The organism is Streptomyces kanasensis (assembly GCF_043077165.1).
GTDB lineage: Bacteria > Actinomycetota > Actinomycetes > Streptomycetales > Streptomycetaceae > Streptomyces > Streptomyces changanensis.
In genome coordinates this window covers 353,527-371,978 of sequence record NZ_JBIBSF010000007.1, presented here as the reverse complement: position 1 = coordinate 371,978, position 18,452 = coordinate 353,527, and the positions used below count along the sequence as shown (strand labels likewise).

Annotated in this window: 16 protein-coding genes and 1 pseudogene; 5 read left to right on the top strand and 12 right to left on the bottom strand. The window is 75.6% G+C overall.

What is annotated here, in order from left to right:
• Positions 1-9: 9 nt before the first annotated feature.
• From ACF053_RS19900 to ACF053_RS19885, 4 genes are all read right to left on the bottom strand, one after another.
• Positions 10-1,059 carry a BMP family lipoprotein gene (locus ACF053_RS19900; protein ID WP_391955089.1) on the bottom strand — a complete coding sequence of 350 codons (1,050 nt, stop codon included), beginning with the start codon at positions 1,057-1,059 and terminating at the stop codon, positions 10-12.
• Between the two features lie 714 nt (positions 1,060-1,773).
• The gene (locus ACF053_RS19895; protein WP_391955144.1) at positions 1,774-2,997 is read right to left on the bottom strand and encodes an amidohydrolase; all 1,224 of its coding nucleotides are present in this window, start codon (positions 2,995-2,997) and stop codon (positions 1,774-1,776) included.
• 192 nt (positions 2,998-3,189) lie between these two features.
• Positions 3,190-4,353, bottom strand: coding sequence for a hypothetical protein (locus tag ACF053_RS19890; RefSeq protein WP_391955088.1), 1,164 nt, complete (start codon positions 4,351-4,353; stop codon positions 3,190-3,192).
• A gap of 23 nt (positions 4,354-4,376) precedes the next feature.
• Positions 4,377-4,811: an N-acetylneuraminate synthase family protein gene (locus tag ACF053_RS19885; RefSeq protein WP_391955087.1), complete on the bottom strand. Its 435-nt coding sequence runs from the start codon at positions 4,809-4,811 to the stop codon at positions 4,377-4,379.
• Between the two features lie 166 nt (positions 4,812-4,977).
• Here ACF053_RS19885 and ACF053_RS19880 point away from each other — a divergent pair.
• Positions 4,978-5,129 (top strand): annotated as a pseudogene (locus tag ACF053_RS19880) (glycosyltransferase); the annotation flags it as partial.
• A 336-nt stretch (positions 5,130-5,465) separates the two neighbouring features.
• Here the strand turns inward: ACF053_RS19880 and ACF053_RS19875 are convergent.
• From ACF053_RS19875 to ACF053_RS19865, 3 genes are all read right to left on the bottom strand, one after another.
• Positions 5,466-6,311 carry a MerR family transcriptional regulator gene (locus ACF053_RS19875; RefSeq protein WP_391955086.1) on the bottom strand — a complete coding sequence of 282 codons (846 nt, stop codon included), beginning with the start codon at positions 6,309-6,311 and terminating at the stop codon, positions 5,466-5,468.
• A gap of 85 nt (positions 6,312-6,396) precedes the next feature.
• A complete protein-coding gene (locus tag ACF053_RS19870; protein ID WP_391955085.1) occupies positions 6,397-7,977 on the bottom strand; it encodes an acyl-CoA mutase large subunit family protein in 1,581 nt (526 codons plus the stop codon).
• 125 nt (positions 7,978-8,102) lie between these two features.
• Positions 8,103-8,471: a hypothetical protein gene (locus tag ACF053_RS19865; protein WP_391955084.1), complete on the bottom strand. Its 369-nt coding sequence runs from the start codon at positions 8,469-8,471 to the stop codon at positions 8,103-8,105.
• Here ACF053_RS19865 and ACF053_RS19860 point away from each other — a divergent pair.
• Positions 8,461-9,084: a L,D-transpeptidase family protein gene (locus ACF053_RS19860; RefSeq protein ID WP_391955083.1), complete on the top strand. Its 624-nt coding sequence runs from the start codon at positions 8,461-8,463 to the stop codon at positions 9,082-9,084. The genes ACF053_RS19865 and ACF053_RS19860 overlap by 11 nt on opposite strands.
• Before the next feature lie 410 nt (positions 9,085-9,494).
• Here ACF053_RS19860 and ACF053_RS19855 read toward each other — a convergent pair whose 3' ends face one another.
• The 3 genes from ACF053_RS19855 to ACF053_RS19845 form a co-directional block, all read right to left on the bottom strand.
• Positions 9,495-10,634, bottom strand: coding sequence for a hypothetical protein (locus tag ACF053_RS19855; RefSeq protein WP_391955082.1), 1,140 nt, complete (start codon positions 10,632-10,634; stop codon positions 9,495-9,497).
• Positions 10,634-11,311 carry an RNA polymerase sigma factor gene (locus ACF053_RS19850; protein WP_058944063.1) on the bottom strand — a complete coding sequence of 226 codons (678 nt, stop codon included), beginning with the start codon at positions 11,309-11,311 and terminating at the stop codon, positions 10,634-10,636. Before ACF053_RS19850 ends, ACF053_RS19855 begins: the two co-directional genes overlap by 1 nt.
• 176 nt (positions 11,312-11,487) lie before the next feature.
• Positions 11,488-12,168: an RNA polymerase sigma factor gene (locus ACF053_RS19845; protein ID WP_391955081.1), complete on the bottom strand. Its 681-nt coding sequence runs from the start codon at positions 12,166-12,168 to the stop codon at positions 11,488-11,490.
• Positions 12,169-12,350: 182 nt separating this feature from the next.
• Between ACF053_RS19845 and ACF053_RS19840 the strand changes: the two genes are divergently transcribed.
• The 3 genes from ACF053_RS19840 (at position 12,351) to ACF053_RS19830 (ending at position 15,473) form a co-directional block, all read left to right on the top strand.
• Positions 12,351-12,779 carry a nuclear transport factor 2 family protein gene (locus ACF053_RS19840; RefSeq protein ID WP_391955080.1) on the top strand — a complete coding sequence of 143 codons (429 nt, stop codon included), beginning with the start codon at positions 12,351-12,353 and terminating at the stop codon, positions 12,777-12,779.
• 196 nt (positions 12,780-12,975) lie between these two features.
• Positions 12,976-14,907: a hypothetical protein gene (locus tag ACF053_RS19835; protein WP_391955079.1), complete on the top strand. Its 1,932-nt coding sequence runs from the start codon at positions 12,976-12,978 to the stop codon at positions 14,905-14,907.
• A 251-nt stretch (positions 14,908-15,158) separates the two neighbouring features.
• A complete protein-coding gene (locus ACF053_RS19830) occupies positions 15,159-15,473 on the top strand; it encodes a hypothetical protein (protein WP_391955078.1) in 315 nt (104 codons plus the stop codon).
• Between the two features lie 198 nt (positions 15,474-15,671).
• On the opposite strand, the gene ACF053_RS19825 is transcribed toward ACF053_RS19830, so the two are convergent.
• On the bottom strand, positions 15,672-16,253 hold the full coding sequence (locus ACF053_RS19825; protein WP_391955077.1) for a hypothetical protein: 582 nt from the start codon (positions 16,251-16,253) through the stop codon (positions 15,672-15,674).
• Between the two features lie 249 nt (positions 16,254-16,502).
• On the bottom strand, positions 16,503-18,086 hold the full coding sequence (locus ACF053_RS19820) for a beta-N-acetylhexosaminidase (protein WP_391955076.1): 1,584 nt from the start codon (positions 18,084-18,086) through the stop codon (positions 16,503-16,505).
• Between the last annotated feature and the right edge of the window lie 366 nt (positions 18,087-18,452).

Below are 18,452 nucleotides of genomic sequence, written 5' to 3'. Positions count from 1 at the left end.
GGCTGCGGGTTACGGAGCGGTCTTGACCTTGATCTTGCCGGCGGTGATGCCGGCCTTGGCCTGGTCCACCGCGGTCATGACGTCGGTCATCTTGGTGAAGGCCGGGTTGGAGCGGGCCAGGCCCACGCCGTCCTTGTCCAGGCCGTAGCGGATCTCACCGCTCTGCGGCTTGCCGTCCTTGACGGACTTGATCAGGTTGTAGACCGCACCGGAGACGTCCTTGGTCACCGAGGTGAGGATGTACTCCTTGTACGCGGCGAGGCCGGACTGGTTGTACTGGTCCGAGTCGACGCCGATGGCCCACTTCTTCGCCTTCGCCGCGGCCTCGATGGAGCCGGAGCCGGCGAGGCCGGCGGCGGCGTAGACCACGTCGGCGCCCGCGTCGATCTGGCCCTGCGCGGCGGCCTTGCCCAGGTCGGGCTTGGAGAAGCCGCCGAAGTCCGGCGGCTGCGTCAGGTACTGGACCTTGACGTTGACGTTCTTGTTGGTGTCCTTGACGCCCTGGACGAAGCCCGCCTCGAACTTCTTGATGAGCGGGGTCTCGACGCCGCCGATGAAGCCGACGGTGTTGGACTTGGTCACCTTGGCGGCGGCGACGCCGGCCAGGTAGGAGCCCTGCTCCTCGTTGAAGACCAGGTTGGCGATGTTCTTGCCGGTCTTCGACGTGTCGTCGATGAGGCCGAACGTGGTGTTCGGGAACTTCGGCGCGACCTCGGCGATGGCGGGCGCGTACGCGAAGCCCACGCCGATCACCGGGTTGTTGCCGGCGCGGGCGAGGGAGGTGAGGCGCTGGACCTTGTCCGGGTCGCCCTCGCCCTCGCTGGGCTCGGCCTCCGTGCCCTTGACGCCGAAGTCCTTCTCGGCCTTGGCGAGACCGGCGTAGGCGGCGTCGTTGAACGACTGGTCGCCGCGACCACCGATGTCGTACGCGATGGCGGCCGTGCCGCCCTTCGAGTCGGCACCGGCGTCCGACTTCTTGTCTCCACCACAGGCGGTGACACTGAGGGCGAGCGCCGCGGACGCGATACCCGCGGTGGCGATCCTGGTGATCCGGCGCAAGGGGGGCTCCTTCGACCTACCGAAGCGCCTCTTCCGGCGCTGGTTTCGCGGGCGATCGTAACGCGCGTAGATGTCTAATAAAGCCCTGTACGGAAGCCGTTATCGATTCGTCGCGTACAGGCCGCCCGCAGGCCGCCTGCCGGCCGCCCGCACCGAGTAGAGGCTGCCTCAGCGTGTCGGCCCGTGCACGCGGGGTCCGCCCGGAACACCCGGGAGGGGGCGACGTTGCGGCCGGATGGCGGAGGGGACCCGGCACGCGGACGCGCCGGCCCGGCGGGAGTCGCTTTCGGCCACGGGGGGGTTCGGGGGCGGGGGCTCGGGGGGCGCGGGGCGGCCGGGGCGGGGCGATCGGGGGCGCCGGCCCACATCCGGGGGGTGCGGCCGCCGGGGCGGGGAGTTCGCTCTCCGGGCGGCCGGGGCGGGGAGTTCGACGCGTCGGGGCGCGGGGCGTCGCCGGGCGGGCCGCCGGGGCGGGGAGTTCGGGGGGCGATCAGGGGCGTCGACACGACGTCCGGGGGGCGCGGCCACCGGGACAGGGGGGCTGCCGCCGGGCGGAGAGTCCGCTCTCCGGGCGGCCGGACCCGCCGGGGTGACGCTGCGGGGGACGCGCGGAGTCGGTGCGGGCGGCGCGCGGTCCGTGCGGGTGCACCGGGGCCGGGGGCCCCGGGCGCACGGGCCCGGCCCCGCTTGGGTGGGGGCCGGGGGTGGGAGGTGTCAGGCGGCGCCGGCGTCGATCAGGGCCGCGGCGGTGAACAGCTCCACACCGACCTTGATCGCGGCCTCGTCGACGTCGAAGTCGCCGCGGTGCAGGTCGTGGCGGGCCGGGTCGCCGGGGCGCCGGACGCCGAGGCGGGCCATCGCGCCGGGGACGTGCTCCAGGTACCAGGAGAAGTCCTCGCCGCCGAGGGACTGCTCGGTGTCCTCCACGGAGTACGGGCCGCAGCGGCGCTCCATGGCCTCCCGCAGGAGCTCGGCGATGACCGGGTCGTTCACCACGGGCGGCACGCCGCGCACGTAGTTGATCTGGGACTTGGCGCCGTGCAGGGTCGCGACCTCGTCGATCGCGGCGTACACCTGGTCCGGGGCGCCGCGCCACGCCTCCAGGTCGAGGCAGCGGACCGTGCCGCCCAGCTCGGCGTGCTGGGGGATGACGTTCGGAGCGTGGCCGGACTCGATGCGGCCCCAGGTCAGGACCAGGCCGGAGCGGGCGTCCACGCGGCGGGCGAGCAGCGCGGGGACGTCCGTCGCGACCCGGGCCACGGCGGTGACCATGTCCGTCGTCAGGTGCGGGCGGGCGGTGTGGCCGCCGGGGCCGTCGAGGGTGACCTCCAGGCGGTCGCACGCCGACGTGATGGGGCCGACGCGCAGGCCGATCCGGCCGGCGTCGACGCGCGGGTCGCAGTGGACCGCGATGATCCGGCCGACACCGTCCAGGACGCCCGCCTCGACGGCCTCCACGGCTCCGCCGGGCAGGACCTCCTCGGCGGGCTGGAAGAGGAGGCGGACCGGTCGCGGCAGCAGGCCCTGGCGGTGCAGGTCGGCGAGGACGAGGCCGGCGCCCAGCACCGTGGTGGTGTGGACGTCGTGGCCACAGGCGTGCGCGCGGTCGGGGACGGTGGAGCGGTAGGCGCAGTCCACCTTGGTGTCCGGGATGGGCAGGGCGTCGATGTCCGCGCGGATCGCGAGCATGGGGCGGTGCCCGTCCCACGTGCCGATGTCGCAGGTGAGCCCGGTGCCGCTGGGCAGGACCCGGGGGTGGAGGCCGGCGGCCTCCAGCCGGGCCTTGAGCGCCGCGGTGGTGCGAAACTCCTGGTTGCCCAGCTCCGGGTGCATGTGCAAATCCCGGCGGAAGGCGATCAGCTCGGTACGGAGTGACTCCGGCAGCGTACCGAGGAGGGGCGTTTCGCCGGGAACGTCGGCTTCGGGCTCGCGGGACATCAACTTGTTCACCCATCAAAGGGTAGGCGTCTTTACCCCTCAACTGACGTGTGATCTACAAAACTTCAGCCCGATAGGGGAAAGAAACCACGCTGACCGGGCTTGAGTCGGGTTCGAAGTGGGTAAGCTCACGCGATTTGGGGGTTGTCTTGGGCTTTTCGGGTACCCTGACTCTCCGCCGTTAACACTCGTTCACGCTCCGGTGAGCGTCAGCCCGTGCGCGGCGCGTGCCGTCTCGGCCACTGCGGCCAGGAACCCGCGCGCCCGGGGCGGGGCGCCCGCGCGCAGCCACTCCGGGGCCACGTCGCACACCGTGATCGTCACTCCGCTGCCCGCGAGGGCCGTCGGCAGGGTGTGCACGACGGTCGAGGGGAAGCTCACCACCGTACGCCCGATCGGGCCGCGCCGCGCGGTCATCTCCAGTGGCAGCTCGGGGCGGACCACCTCCAGGCCGGTCGTGGTGGCGATGCGGTGCAGCTTGGTGACGTCCTCGCGGCGGTGGGCGAAGTAGCGGGTGACGCCGTGCGCCGCGGCCAGGGCGGCGACGGCGTCCACGTACCGGTCGGGGTCGACCACACCGGTCTCCACGAGCGACGTGCCGACCAGGTCGGCGCCGCCGGTGATCCGGGGCGGGCCGTAGCGGGCCCGGGTCCAGGCGAAGGTGTTGCGGCTGACCTCGGCGCCGTCGGGCGCCTGGACCGGCAGGGCGCTGAAGATCTCCAGGGCGCGTCGGCGGCCGGGCGACAGCCGGCGCCGGGCGAGCGCGCCGACCGGGGCGAGGGCCAGCTCGCGCGGGGAGCGGACGCCGCCGCGGTCCCAACGCGCCAGCCGCTCGCCGCTGACCAGCTGGGCCGCGTACTCCATGGTGGCCGTGCCGTCGTCGACGACGGTGACGCGGCGCGGCCGGAAGAGGCCGAGCAGCAGCTGCGCGTGGCGGGAGAAGGGGTCGCCGACGAGGACCCGGTCCACGTCGCGCAGCAGCGGCGCGAGATCCCGCAGGGTGCGGGGCAGGCCGCCGCGCGGCCCGCGGGCCTCCTGCCAGCGGACGGTGGCGTCCTCGTCCCTGGCGATCCCCGCCATGCGGCGGAGCTGGCCGCGGGACATGGGGTCGGTCGGCGGGAGGACGACGACGGTGAGCCGGCCGGGGCCGCCGCCCCGCGCGCACGCCCACTCCAGGGCGTTCAGGACCTGGACGGGACTCTCGACGAGGGCGACGTTCCGGCGGCTCGGGCGGCTCGGGGAGCTGTGGGGGCTCGGGCGGCTCGGGGAGCTGTGGGGGCTCGGGGGTCCGGGGAGCTGTGGGGGCTCGGGGGGCTCGGCTGCCAATGTGGGGTGTACGGGATCTGTGGGATGCATGGGCTTCCTGGGCTTCCTGGGGCTCATACGGGGGCCGGGACCCTGCGGAGCGTCCTCATGGGCGCGAGCTCCGACCCGTGCGCCCGTTTCACACCGTCGCCGAAGGTCGTTCCGGTGGTGCGGTTGTCCCGGACGGGACGGGTGGGGCCCTGCGGTTCGACGGGGGCGGCCCGGTCGCCCCCCCTGGTCGCGGGGTCGAGGGTGGCGTGCCGCTCGGCGAGGACCGCGCCGAGGGCGACGGCGGCCAGGGCGGTCCGCAGTCCGGTCCCGCGACCGCCGGAGCCGACGGGGATGTGCGGGTGGTCACGGCGGAGCGTCCCGGTGACCTCGCGGGGCGTGTCCGGTCCGGCCTCGGCTGGCCGCCGGGCGGTCCCGGTGGCGCGACCGCGCGGCACGTACCCGGTGACGTGGGACCCGGAATCCGCGACGACCGCGATCCGGTGCGTGGGGGAAGGCACGTCGAGGACGTTAGGAATCCCTTCCGGTGCGCGGCCCAACGCGACCGCAACAAACGGTGAACAGCGCCGGGCGGTCGTCCGGTCGACCACCCCGTCACCGGGTGTTCACCACCCCTCCCTTTCCCGGTGGTGAGGAAGGCCGGGGACACCGCCTCATCTCGGGGCCGTGGTCGAGCTCTCCCTCGCCGTGCCGTACCTCAACGTGAGGGGTACGCGCCCGACGCCCTCCGAAGCCTCCGCGCCAACGCCTGGGGCAACCGCTGCTTCGTCCTCGTCGACGACTGCTCCACCGACGGCACGCCGCAGGACCTCCGGCGCGACGCCGGCCCGGCGACCGCACGCGCTGAGCCCGCCGAGCGGCCTGCCCGCCTCCGGCAACGGCTCGGCCCGCCGCGTGACGTGCCGGGCCCGGCACGCGGCACGGCGCGTCCGCCGGGCGGCCGACCGCCCCGGTCGGGGCCGCGCCGCACGGCGTGAGGGACCGCCCCGCGTGAGGGACGGCCCCGCGTGAGGGACCGCCCCGCGTGAGGGACGGCCCTGCGTGAGGGACGGCCCTGCCGGCGGTATGGGACCGGCAGGACCGACACGGACTGCCCGCCCGTCCCGGCCCCGACCACACCACGGTCCCGCGCCCCGGCGGCCCCGGCGGCCGGTCTACTCGACCGGCACGGCCCGCTCGACCGGCTCGACCGGTTCCTGGATCTCCGTCACCCACTCCGCCGGGTCCTGCGACCACTCCAGGTACAGCTCGCGGGAGTACCCCACCGAGCGGTAGCCGTTGGCGTCGATCCAGGTCGCCAGGGTCTGGATGGTGGGCAGCAGCTCCTCCATCGCCCCCCGGTGGACGACCGTCGCCGCCCGCTCCAGCCCGGGCAGGTCGACGATCCGGACGCCCGGCACGTCGACGACCCCGGCGGGAACGGTCATCCCCGCGTGGACGACGATCGAGCCGTCGCCCTCCGGTGCGTCCTCGTAGTAGGCGATGCCCGGGCCGGAGAGGGTGACCCCGGCGGCTTCCAGCCGGGCGCACAGCTCCTGGTACAGGGGGGTGATGACCGGGCCGATCTCACCCGGTCCGAACCCCGCGGCGACTCCGGTCAGCTCGGCCAGCCGGGCTGCCGGCACGCTCTTCACGACGACGTCCTGCGTGGACATGTGTCCCTCGCTCTCGATGGCTCGGAGCCTCGCCGCGACCCGCGCCAGCCGCGCGGCCGCCTCGCTGACGGCCGACTCCAGCTCGGCCTGCCGCAGTCGCAGCATCCCGCGCAGTTCCTCGGGCGCGACCTCCTCGTCGAGGATCGACCGCACCTGGTCGAGGGTGAACCCGAGGTCCTTGAGCGCGATGACGCGGTTGAGCCGGGCGAGCTGACCGGCCCCGTAGAAGCGGTAGCCGCTGTGCGGGTCGACACGGGCGGGGCGCAGCAGTCCGACGGCGTCGTAGTGGCGCAGCATCCGGACCGACACCCGGCCGTGCCTGGCGAAGTCTCCGATGGTGAACATGACGCCTCCTACGACACGGCCTCACACGGTGTCAGGGTCAAGGTCGGATCGAGCGCGCCGGGTCACCGGCCGGGGCGAGGGGTGCTCAGAACGCGTCCGTCGGGACGTACGTGCCCCACACCTCGCGCAGCGCGTTGCAGACCTCACCGACCGTGGCCCGGGCCTTCAGGGCGTCCTTCATCGGGTACAGGACGTTGTCGCTGCCCTCCGCGGCCTTCTTCAGCTCCGCGAGGGCCTCGTCGACCGCCGCCTGGTCCCGCTCGGCCCGCAGCCTGGCGAGGCGCTCGGCCTGCTGGGCCTCGATGGCCGGGTCGACGCGCAGGGGCTCGTACGGCTCCTCCGCGTCGAGGGTGTAGCGGTTGACGCCGACGACGACGCGCTCGCCGCTGTCGGTCTCCTGCGCGATGCGGTAGGCGGAGCGCTCGATCTCGTTCTTCTGGAAGCCGCGTTCGATGGCGCTGACGGCGCCGCCGAGCTCCTCGACCTTCGTCATGAGTTCGAGGGCGGCGGCCTCCACGTCGTCCGTCATCTTCTCGACGACGTAGGACCCGGCGAACGGGTCGACGGTGGCGGTGACGTCCGTCTCGTACGCCAGGACCTGCTGGGTGCGCAGGGCCAGGCGGGCGCTCTTGTCGGTGGGGAGCGCGATGGCCTCGTCGAAGGAGTTGGTGTGCAGCGACTGCGTGCCGCCGAGGACCGCGGCGAGGCCCTGCACGGCGACGCGGACGAGGTTGACCTCGGGCTGCTGGGCGGTGAGCTGGACGCCCGCGGTCTGGGTGTGGAAGCGCAGCATCCAGGACTTGGGGTTCTTCGCGCCGAACTCGTCGCGCATGACCCGTGCCCAGATGCGGCGGGCCGCGCGGAACTTGGCGACCTCCTCCAGGATCGTCGTGCGGGCGACGAAGAAGAAGGAGAGGCGGGGCGCGAAGTCGTCGACGTCCATGCCCGCGGCCACGGCCGTGCGGACGTACTCGATGCCGTCGGCGAGGGTGAAGGCGATCTCCTGCGCGGGCGAGGCACCGGCCTCCGCCATGTGGTAGCCGGAGATCGAGATGGTGTTCCACTTCGGGATCTCGGCCTTGCAGTACTTGAAGATGTCGGCGATCAGCCGGAGGGACGGCTTCGGCGGGAAGATGTACGTGCCGCGGGCGATGTACTCCTTCAGCACGTCGTTCTGGATGGTGCCGGTCAGCTTGTCGGCGCTGACGCCCTGCTCCTCCGCGACGAGTTGGTAGAGCAGGAGCAGCAGCGCGGCGGGCGCGTTGATCGTCATCGAGGTGGAGACCTTGTCCAGCGGGATCCCGCCGAACAGGACGCGCATGTCGTCGACGGAGTCGATCGCCACGCCGACCTTGCCGACCTCGCCGTGCGCGATGGCGGCGTCCGAGTCGTGGCCCATCTGGGTGGGCAGGTCGAAGGCGACGGACAGGCCCATGGTGCCGTTGGCGATCAGCTGCTTGTAACGGGCGTTGGACTCGACGGCGGTGCCGAAGCCGGCGTACTGCCGCATGGTCCAGGGGCGGCCCGTGTACATCGTCGGGTAGACGCCCCGCGTGAAGGGGTACGAGCCCGGCTCGCCCAGCTTCTCGCCGGGCTCCCAGCCGGACAGCGCGTCCGGCCCGTACACCGGCTCGATGGGCAGTCCCGACTCCGACTCGCGCGCCATGTGCTGTGCCTTCCGATAGACCTACTCGCAGGTATCGACCCTCGCGACGGACTGTAGCGGCGGGCGTGCGGCCGGTGGAGGGCCGCACGCTGGGACCTTGCTCACAGCATTCCCCGGGGCCTTCGTCACAGCATCGTCACACCACTCCGGTGGGGGCAACCACCGCCGGCTGTCGACGATCCCTGGATACACACGAACCAGACCCGGGGGGCCACCATGTACCGACGTTCGACCGCGATAGGCAGAGGGCTGCTGGCCGCCGTGGCGGTGGCACTGGCCGCGGGCTGCACCGCCCAGGCGGCGGGACCGACCGGGTCGCCGGCGCCCGCCGCGTCGGCGCCGGGCACGGCCTCGCCGTCGGCGGACTCCTCGGGGGCGCCGTCCTCCTCGCCGTCCGGGTCGTCCTCGCCGTCCGGGTCCTCCGCGTCCGCCTCGCCGTCCGCGCCGGGCGGTGACGGGCCGTCCGCGTCCGCCTCCCCGGCCGTGCTGGCCAAGGGCACCGAGAACGAGCAGGTCCGCGAGGCGCAGGCGCGGCTGCGGCAGCTCGGCCACTTCCACCGCAGCCCGACGGCCTTCTACGGCGCCATGACCGCCGAGGCCGTCTCCGCCTTCCAGGGGAAGAAGGGCCTCCCGGCGACCGGCGAGGTGGACGCGGCGACCTGGCGGGCGCTGGTGGCGGCGACGCGGAGGCCGACCGGCGACGAGCTGCGGCCGCCCACCACCAACGAGGTGGACACGCCGGACCAGCGCTGCATGACGGGTCGGGTGCTCTGCATCAGCAAGGAGAGCAGGACCCTCGCCTGGATGGTCGACGGGAAGGTCGTCTCGGCGATGGACGTCCGCTTCGGCGCGGTGAACACGCCCACGCGGGAGGGCACCTTCAAGGTGGACCGCAAGGAGGTCGAGTGGAAGTCGACGCTCTACCACTCCGACATGCCGTACTCGATGTTCTTCAGCGGCGGGCAGGCGGTGCACTACTCCGCCGACTTCGCGGCGCGCGGCTACAACGGCGGCTCGCACGGCTGCGTCAACGTCCGGGACAAGGACCGGCTCGCGACGGTGTTCTCGCAGGTGAAGGTGGGGGACAAGGTCGTCGTCCACTGGTGACCCGCCGGTGTCCGCGGGGCCGTCGGGCGGCGGGACCGTCCGGCGGCGCGCTGCCGGGTGGGGGCGGGGGCCTGTGAGCCGGGTGATCGTGTGGGCCGGGTGACCGGGCGGCGGGTGACCCTGTGGGCCGGGTACCTGTGGGCCGGGCGGCGGGGGGGCGAGGACGGGCTGCCGGGATCCCGGGGCCTGCGCGCGGGGGCCGGGCGGAGGAGATGGGCGCGGGCGGGACCGGGGGAACGTGTCCCGCCCGCGCCATGTGCGCCGAGCCGTAGGTACGGGGGGAACCCCGGCTCGTGCGCCGCCGATGACCAGTCGGCTCACTCATTACTGCGTCACCGGCTCGAAAAGTGTCACACCTTGGCCGCGCCGCTGTGAAAGCGCAGGTCAGAGGGGTGAATGAGGCGCGAGGGTCAGAGGGTGGCGCGGGGCGCGGAGGTCAGGGGAACGGTCCACGAGACCGCCGAGGCGGAACCGCCCGCGCCCCCCGACGCCTTCCCGCCCGACGCCTTGCCCCCGGACGGCCGGCCACCGGACACCTTGCCGCCCGAGGTGGTGCCGCCGGACGTCCTCCCGCCCGACGACGTGCCGCCCGAGGTCGTACCGCCCGGCTTGGCGCCGGTGGTGCCACCGCTGCCGTCGCCGTCGCCGTCACCGCCGCCGACGGACTCCGGGTCGCCGGTGGCGCCGGTGGCGCCGGTGGACGTGCCGCCGGACCCGCGCCCGGACAGGACCTCGTCGCAGAAGCGCTCGATCCCGCCGCCGGCCTTCGCCGACAGCTCCAGCTGCTGCCGCCGCGCCCCGTCGAGGTGGCCGTCGCGGTAGTCGCGGCACGCCTGCGTGGTGCGGTCGGGCCAGGCGCCGCCCGGGGCGCGCTTGTCGCCACCGGCCCAGTACTCGTCGTCGGCGTGCCCGCGGTCGGCGCCATCGTTGTCAGCGGTCCCGTCGGAGCCGGCTGTCGCGTCCGGGCCGCCGGTGGCGGGGAGGGACGCGCCGGGGGGCGTCGGGCCGTCCGGGTGCGGGGGCGTCACCGGGCGGGTCGAGCCCCGCGGGGTGACGGCCACGCCGTCGGGCGTGTCGAGCTCCATGGGCGCGGACGCCGAGGCGGCCGGCACGGGGGCGGCGTCCCCGCCGAAGTCGGGCAGGACACCCGTGCCGGCGGCGACCGCGACGCCGCCGACGGCCAGTCCGGCGACGGAGGCGGCCAGGCCCCAGCGGGCGGGGCGGGTCCAGGCGCGGGCCCGCGTCCGGCCGGCGGGACGGGGGGAGCCCCCGATGCGCACGGCGCCGAGGTCGCGGCCCGTGCCGGGCGCCCGGCCGTCGACGCGCGTCGACCTGGCCGCGCGGAACGCCGTGAGCGCCGCCTCCTCGCCGGGCAGCGCGCCCGCGGGGCCGGTACGGGTGCGCGCCGCGTCGGCCCGGGCGGACTCCAGCGCCTCCGCGAGGCGTTCGGCCTGCAACCGTGTGTAGTCGTCGTCGGCGTCGACCGGCTCACCACACAGCAGTCGCTCCGCCGCCTCGTGGTCGAGCCACTCATACCGCTCGTCGGCCATCACATGTCCTTCTGCGTCCGTGAGCGCGAATGCGTCACAGCACGGCGCACGGCAGCGGCCCGTGCGCCGGTCCTCGTCCGGGGACCCGGCTGCGGCGGTACGGCGCTCAGCGCGACGCCGGTCGGGTCGGCGGCGCCCAACAGTTCGGCCAGCCGCTTCAGCCCCCGGTGGGCGGCGGTGCGGACCGCGCCGGGGCGCTTGCCCAGGGCCTCGGCCGCGCTCTTGGCGTCGAGGCCGACGACGACCCGGAGGATCACGGCCTCGGCCTGGTCCTGCGGGAGCTGGGCGATCAGGTCCATGGTGTGGCCGGTGGCGAGGGCCTCCATGGCCTCGACGGCCGTGTCGGCGTCGGCGGGCTTGTCCGTCAGCTCCGTCTCGTCGCCGCCCTGCGCGGGGCGGCGGCCGCGCATGCGCAGGTGGTCGAGGGCGCGGTTGCGGGCGATGCGCGCGGCCCAGCCGCGGAAGCGGTCGGCGTCCCCGCTGAAACGGTCGAGGTCGCGGGCGATCTGGAGCCAGGACTCGGAGGCCACGTCCTCGGCGTCCACCTCGCCGACGAGCGTGCGTATGTACCCGAGCAGCCGCGGGTGCACGGCGCGGTACACAGTCCGGAAGGCGTCCTCGTCCCCGTCCTGCGCCGCGAGCACTGCGGCGGTCAGCTCCGCGTCGTCCCCCAGCACTCCACAACCCGTTCGTCTCGCGGCCGGCAAAGCCGGGCCGCTCCGCCCAGCGCGCAGGAGCACGCTACGTGCTCCTGCCGTATCTCGTCCATGTTTGTACAACATGCAACGGCATGCGCCGACGGGTGGTGTGACAGAAAACGCACCCCGGGCGCTGATAGGAGTACGGGGCCGTCCTACGGACCCGCGGACGGCGACCGGGGCCTCTCCTGTGGGGGGTGGCGGCCCCGGTCGTCCTCCGGATCGGCCCGCCCGCCCGCCTCTTGGCCGGATCCGGGCGCCCGCTCCCCCGCCTCCTGCGGCGTCCCCGCCTCCTCCCGCAGCCGGCCCGCGAGCCTCCGGAGCCCCCGGTGGGCGGCGGTGCGCACCGCGCCGGGGCGCTTGCCCAGCAACCGCGCGGCCGCCGGGGCGTCCAGGCCGACCACCACCCGTAACAGCACCGCCTCCGCCTGGTCGCGGGGCAGCTCGCGGACGAGGGCGAGCGCCTCGCCCGTGGCGAGGGACTCCAGCGCGGCGAGGGCCGTGTCCCGGCCGTCGGGGAGGTCGAGCGCGTCCTCGTCGAGTGCGGCGGTACGCGGTCGGCGGCGCTGCCGGCGCAGGTGGTCCAGGGCCCGGTGGCGCGCGATCGTCGCCGCCCAGCCGCGGAAGCCGCCGCCGTCCCCGCGGAACCGGCCGAGGTCGCGGGCGATCTCCAGCCACGCCTCGGCGGCCACGTCCTCGGCGTCGTCCCCGACGAGCCCGCGCACGTACGTGAGGAGCTGCGGCTGGACCAGGCGGTACACCCGGGCGAAGGCCGCCTCGTCGCCGTACTGCGCCTGCCGGACCGCGGCGCCGAGTTCCGCATCGTGTCCCCCCATACCTCAGCCTGCGTGCGCCCGCGGGGAAGTGTCACAGGGCCGGGGGGAGGGAGGCGGTCCGGAACGGGCGCGGGAGTGACCCGGATCACCTCTAATCAAGTTTGCCTAGTCCCCCCGGCCGGGCATACCGTCCGTGTAGTCAAACTTGACGAGACGGGCGAGACGCCCACCGAGGAGACCGCGTGACCTTCCTGCCCGACACCGGATACGCCCCGACGCCCGAAGACCGCGCGAGCCTGGACGCCTGGTTCGCGGAGTACGACGCGCGCAGCGCCCGGCGCGACGTCGAGGGCATGGCCGACCTGGCCGTCTTCCCGCTGAACCTGGTCAGCGACGACAGCGCGGGCGACGGCCGGTCCGCCCAGTGGGACCGGGAGCAGTTCGTCGCCACGATGACGCACGTGATGGGGGACGGCGCCGACGACATCACGTTCGAGTCGACGCGCACCCCGGTCTTCCTGTCGCCCGCCATGGCCGTCGTCTTCACCGACTCCACCATGACCGCGGGCGGCACGACGCGCCGGCTGCGCTACGCGGACGTCCTCGTCCGGCGGCAGGGGGCGTGGGCGTTCCAGACCATGATCCAGGGCGGGTGGGGCGACAACCTCTGACGCCGGCCCGTGATGCGGGGCCCGGCGGTCGCCACCGGACGATGGCCGCCACCGGACGATGGCGGCCGTCCGGCGGCGGGCCGTCCGATGCCGGCCGCGCCCCCGTCGCCGCCATCCGGCGGCCGACGCGCCCGGTGACCGCCGTCCGGTGGCGGGTACCGGCGGTCCTCCGCCGCGCCGTCGCGATAATGCGCGGGTGACCACCGCACCCGTACCGCTCCCCGCCGACCACATACCGCCCGGTGCCGCCGAGTGGCGTTCGGCCGACGCGCGCCGCTGGCTGGCCGCCTCGCCCGCCGCGTGGGCGCACCCCCTGTGGGCCGTCCTCGCCCTGGCCGCCGGGACCGTGTGGCAGGTGGCGGCGGTCCCCGCGGCCCCCTGCACCACGGCGTCCCCCTGCGGGGCGGACTGGCTGGGCATGGGCTTCGCCGCGCTGCTGCTGCTCACCCTGTACTGGGTGGCGCGCCAACCCCGGCTCGCGCTGGCGGGCCTGGTGCTGCTGCTCGCCGGGCACGTCACGGACGGCGGCACGCAGGCCCTCGGCACGCCGCCGTGGCTCGCCTTCGTCGTGGCGGCCGGGTTCGCCGCCGCCGGGCTGCTGCACCGGCTGTCCGTCGCGGCCCGGCAGCGGGCGCTGGCCGGCGAGGCGGCCGGGCCCGCCGCGCACGCGGTGCCCGCCGCCGCGCTCGCCTTCCGCCGCGGGCGCCTCTCCACCTCCGTCGCCGCGCTGCTGCTGGCCGTCGCGGCCTTCGGCTGGTGGCAGGGCCAGGCGGTCGCCGACGCGTACGAGGAACGGGCCGCGCGCCTCACGCCCGTGACCGGGACGGTCGTCCGGTCGGACGAGGACGGGCTGCGCGTCTCGGTGCCGTCCCTGGAGCGCGCGTACGACATCGAGGTCCTGTTCCCGGAGGACTTCCCCGTCGACAGCGAGGTCGACGTCCTCGTGGACGGCGACTGGGTGCGGCTCGTGGCCGAGCCGTACGACATCGCCGGGTGGGAGCTGCTCGTGCTCGTCGCGCTGGTCGGCGGGTTCGCCTTCCTCGCCAACGCGGTCGACGGGCGCACCCGCTCGCGGTGGGCGCACCACGGTCCCCTGCCCGTCCTGCGCGTGCTGGTGCGGGAGGGTCACGACGACGGCAGGACGTGGGTGTACGCGGCCGACGACCTCGCGGCCGAGCGGCCCCTGTTCCGCTTCCACTCCCTGTACGCCGTCGAGGACGAGGACGAGGGCGCCGCGCCGTTCGGGGCCGGGGGCGGCGCGGGCGGTCCCGAGGACGACGACGAGGGCGGCGCGTGGGGGCGCGAGGACGACCTGGTCGAGGAGTTGCGCAAGGTCGGCGCCGTCCTCAAGGGCGAGGACCCGCCGCCCCCGCTGCGCGAGGCCGTGCTGTACGGGCTGCCGTACGCGGGCGCCGAACTGGTCTTCGCCGCCCGCGACGACGAGGACAGCCCCGAGGTCTCCGTGGAGTGCAGCGTCACCGCCGTGAAGCCGGCCGTGCCCGGCCCGTTCGGCGGCAGGGGCCCCGGGCCCACGGCGGGCGGGCAGCGGCGGCCGCGGGGCCGGTCCGTCGACGAGGTCGCCGCGACGCTGGCGCCGTCCACGGCGCCCCGCGTCTGGGGGGCGAACGGCGTGTCCCGGGCGGTCGGGGTCTTCCTGCTCCTGGTGCAGGGCGGCGGCGTGTGGGCGCTGCTCGACGACGAGTTCACCTGGACGTCGGTGGTCCCGCTGGTCGGCCTGTTCTTCGTCGTGTCGTCCGCGTCGACCGCGCTCGGTTGGCGCCTCACCGCGGACCGGGACGGCCTGTGGGTCGCCGGGGCGTGGCGGGTGCGGCACGTGCCGTGGGACCGGGTCCTGACGGTCCGCCATCGCAGCGGCGGCGACATCGTCATCGCCCGCGAGGAGGACACCGAGCTGACGCTCTCCCCGGTGGGCTGGGCGTGGCTGGAGCGGCGGTCGGGCCGCGAACCGGCCGGGCCGCGCGCCGCCGAGGAGGCGTACGCGCTGTTGCGCCGGCCCGAGCTGCGCCCGGCGGAGGCGGCCGGCCCCGGCGAACAGGGCATGCCGGTCGGCCCGCTCCTCGCGGCGGCGTCGGTCCTGTGGGGGGCGGCCGTCCTGCTCCTGCTCTGACGGTGCGGCGTTCGCGGTACGGCGGGGCGCCACGGCGGGGGGCGGCGCGTCCCTGCCGGTGCGCGCCCCGGCGGGGACGGTACGCGGGTGGGACGGCGGCGGGCGGGACGGCGGGGGCGGGACGCGGGACGCGGGTGGCTCAGGATTCGCTCAAGTGCGTGACCCGCGGCCCGCCCCGTGCGTCTCCCCCGGTGACATCCGCAGGTCCGCGGACCCCTGCGTCCGCGGGCCCGTGCACGAGGGAGCCGCACATGGCCATCAGCAAGCCGCCCCTGGTCCTGTTCCGCGACGGGGACGACATCCGCCGCGACCTGCGCCTGGCGCTCGCGTCGGCGACCGACGCCGAGCGGCCCGGACTGGAACGGGCCCTCGCCCTCGTCGAGGCGCAGTGCGCGCGCGGCGACGACGACGTGCTCGCCCAGTGGACGCGCGGCGTACTCGAGGCCGCCGGGGTCGACCCGGCCCGCGACCACGTGAAGGCCGTGGCCGCCGTGCGCGGCGCCGTACCGGAGCTGAGCCTCCTCGCCGCGCACCGGCTGGTGAAGGGCGCGGCGGGCGAGCTGTAGCGGCGGCCCCCACGGACGGTACGGGCCTGGGCGCGGGCCCACGCGGCGCGGGCCCACGACGCCGCGGGCCTGAGCCGGACGGGCCTTGAGCGGACGGGCCCGGGCCCTGCGCGACAACCCGGGCCCTGCGCGACGACCCGGGCCCTGCGCGACAACCGGGAACGGGACGCGACGGCCCTCGGCGTACCCGACCCGGCCCTATGCGATGCGGGCGCGCCGGGAGACGACCGCCTGGAGGATCCGGCGGCCCTCGGCGGAGAGCTCCAGGACGCGGCGCAGCCCGTACGCCCCGCCCTCGGCCAGGATCTCCAGGGCCCGCACCTGGCGGCGCAGCTCGCCGCCGGCCAGGGGGCCGACCGCGTCGAGGTCCCCCGCGCGGCAGAGGTCCAGCGCCCGCGCGAGTTCCGGGCCGGCGGCGGCGCCGAGCCGCTGGTGCAGCTCCAGCGCGGTCAGCGAGCAGGTGTCGGCCCACGCCCGCAGGGACCCGGGCGCCCACCCGGCGGGAGCCGCGTCCAGCATGGAGCGGACCAGCGCGGACTCCTCGTCGCCGACCGGGGCCGGACGGGCGTCCTCCAGCACCGCCGTCGTCTCGGCGAGGCGGCGGGACCAGCCGGCCCCGCCGCGGGCCACGCCCAGCCACAGGGGGCGCAGCTGGTCGGTCGCCTCGGGGACGAGCAGCGGCATGCAGCGGTCGAGGCAGGCCAGCGCGGCGGCGGCGAGGCCGCGCTCGTCGGCCCGCGCGATCAGCTCCACCAGGCTCGGGGTCGTGCTCGGACTCATGGACGTCTCCCGTCGCTGACGCGGTACTCCCCTTTCTGCGCCACCCGGGAGCAAAGCGTCACTCACGGTCGCCGGAACGTCACATCTCCCCCCGCTTCGGACGGAACCGCGCCCCGCCCCCCGCAGCCCGTCCACCGGGCCACCGGCCCCCGTCCGCCGACCCACCGGTGCACCGACCCGCCACCCCGCCGGCCCACGCACCCACCGCACCCCTGGCCCACCGGCCCACCGGGCCACCGGGCCACCGGCTCACAGGCGCCGGGCGAGGGCCGCGAAGTCCTGCCAGGGCAGGGCCGGCCGGCGGGGGTCCCACACCTTCTGCGCCAGGGCACGCAGCGGCGTGCGGATGCCCGCGGCCACCTGGGCCTGCGTCTGGGCGTTCGCGAGGTCGCACCACACCGCGAACCGGCCGCCCAGGATCTGGCGGGAGTACCGCTCGGGCACCGGCTGCGTGCCGCGCAGCACCAGCGGGGTCCACTTCTCGTAGATCTCGCGGCCGGTCGGGTAGGTGAACTGGTTGGGCTGGCCGAGGACGTAGTAGAGGTACCGGTCGTTGACGTTGACGACCGGGCGGCCCTCGGCGAGGTACTCGGCCGGCGGGCGGGCACCCAGCTCGCGGCCGGTCCAGTACTCGACCTCCACGTCCTCGTCGGCCTTCACCACGCCGCCGCGGAAGATCCCGTCGTTCCACGCCTTGGGCTGCTTCCCGGCCGCGCGCACCGTGGCGGCCCGGTCGTTCAGCCACTCCGTCGCCAGGTCCTGCACGCGGCCCGCCGCGCCGTACCGGCGGCGGGCCTCGGCCGCCAGCGCCGGGTACGACGCCTCGGGGTCCTGCGCCATCAGCGCGCGGTACTCGTCGGCGCCGACGTGGAAGTACCGCCCGGGGAAGAGCGCCGCGTACTCGCGCAGCAGGTCGTCGACGATGCGCGCCGACTGCGGCCGGGCGATGTCGATCGCGCCGCGCGCCACGGTGCCCCGGGCGTCGCGCAGCCGCAGCGACGGGTGGGCGGCGAGGACGGCGCCGAGGTGCCCGGGCGAGTCGATCTCGGGGACGACCGTGACGTGCAGGCTCGCCGCGAGGGCGACGATCCGCCGCACCTCCGCCTTGGTCAGGTGCTGCGGGGACACCACCTCGGGGTGGCTGTCGGACGCGATGCGGAACGCCTGGTCGTCGGAGAAGTGCAGGCCGAGCTGGTTCAGCTTGAGGTCGGCCGCCTCGCGGACGCGGGCCTCCAGCCAGGCCGCGGTGAAGTGTTTGCGGGCGATGTCGACCATCAGCCCGCGCTGCGGGCGGTCGGGCCGGTCGCGGACGACGCCCTCGGGGACGGCCCCGCCGGAGCGGACGGCCTGCTTGACGGTCCGCGTCCCGTAGAAGACGCCCGCCTGGTCGGGTCCGGAGATCCGCACGCGGCCGTCGCGGACGGTCATCGTGTACGACTCGGGCGTCGCGGCGCCCGACCCGCCCGGGGCGAGCGCCAGCTCGACGTCGCCGGCGCGGGGCCGGGCCTCGCCCCGGGCCGGGATGCCCAGCTCCCGGGCGAGCAGCCGCGCCTCGTCGGCCAGCCCGTCGCTGCCCGGCGCGACCACGACGGCGCTCCCGGGCCCGGGCCGCCAGCCGGGGCCCCGCGCCGGGACGTGCTCCCGCACGGCGGGGATGGTGCGCGGCGCGGTGGACAGCGGGTACGTCCGGGTGGGACTCGGGGTGGGCGTGGGGCTGGCGGCGGACGGCGGGGCCGTCGTCGAGGCGGGCCCGGCGCCCACACCGGCATCGTCGTCACCGCCCCCGCACCCGACGAGCCCGAACGCGAGTACGAACACCAGGCCGAGCCCCACCGCGCGCCCGCCGCGCCGCCGCCGCGGCGGCCCGCCCCGGACCGCACCGGTCGGGACCGGCGCGCCCGCGGCGGCTGGGACGGCTGCGGCGGCCGCGGCCGCGGCGGCCCCCGCAGTCGGCGGCGGGGCCGCCGGGCCGCCCCCGGGGGCGTCGGGGGCGGCCCGGTGGGGGGTTTCCGGGCCGTCGGAGGGGCCCGGGCGTGGGGGCGCGGGCGCTATCGGGGCCTCACCTGTGCGTTCGTGTCGTGCGTTCACGCCTGCACCTCCTCCTTCGGGGTCCTCGGGCCCCGGTCCCGACGCGCCGAGTGCGTCCATCCACTGTGCTGAAACTCTGCCTTCCGAGTGAAATACGGAAAGCCTTGAGAC

Bases quoted from the DNA above. Each gene is read 5' to 3' on its own strand.
- ACF053_RS19855 (WP_391955082.1), bottom strand. From the start codon at position 10,634: ATGGCCGACGAGCGGTATGAGTGGCTCGACCACGAGGCGGCGGAGCGA.
- ACF053_RS19845 (WP_391955081.1), bottom strand. From the start codon at position 12,168: ATGGGGGGACACGATGCGGAACTCGGCGCCGCGGTCCGGCAGGCGCAG.
- ACF053_RS19825 (WP_391955077.1), bottom strand. From the start codon at position 16,253: ATGAGTCCGAGCACGACCCCGAGCCTGGTGGAGCTGATCGCGCGGGCC.
- ACF053_RS19895 (WP_391955144.1), bottom strand. From the start codon at position 2,997: ATGTCCCGCGAGCCCGAAGCCGACGTTCCCGGCGAAACGCCCCTCCTC.
- ACF053_RS19875 (WP_391955086.1), bottom strand. From the start codon at position 6,311: ATGTTCACCATCGGAGACTTCGCCAGGCACGGCCGGGTGTCGGTCCGG.
- ACF053_RS19870 (WP_391955085.1), bottom strand. From the start codon at position 7,977: ATGGCGCGCGAGTCGGAGTCGGGACTGCCCATCGAGCCGGTGTACGGG.
- ACF053_RS19890 (WP_391955088.1), bottom strand. From the start codon at position 4,353: ATGCATCCCACAGATCCCGTACACCCCACATTGGCAGCCGAGCCCCCC.
- ACF053_RS19830 (WP_391955078.1), top strand. From the start codon at position 15,159: ATGGCCATCAGCAAGCCGCCCCTGGTCCTGTTCCGCGACGGGGACGAC.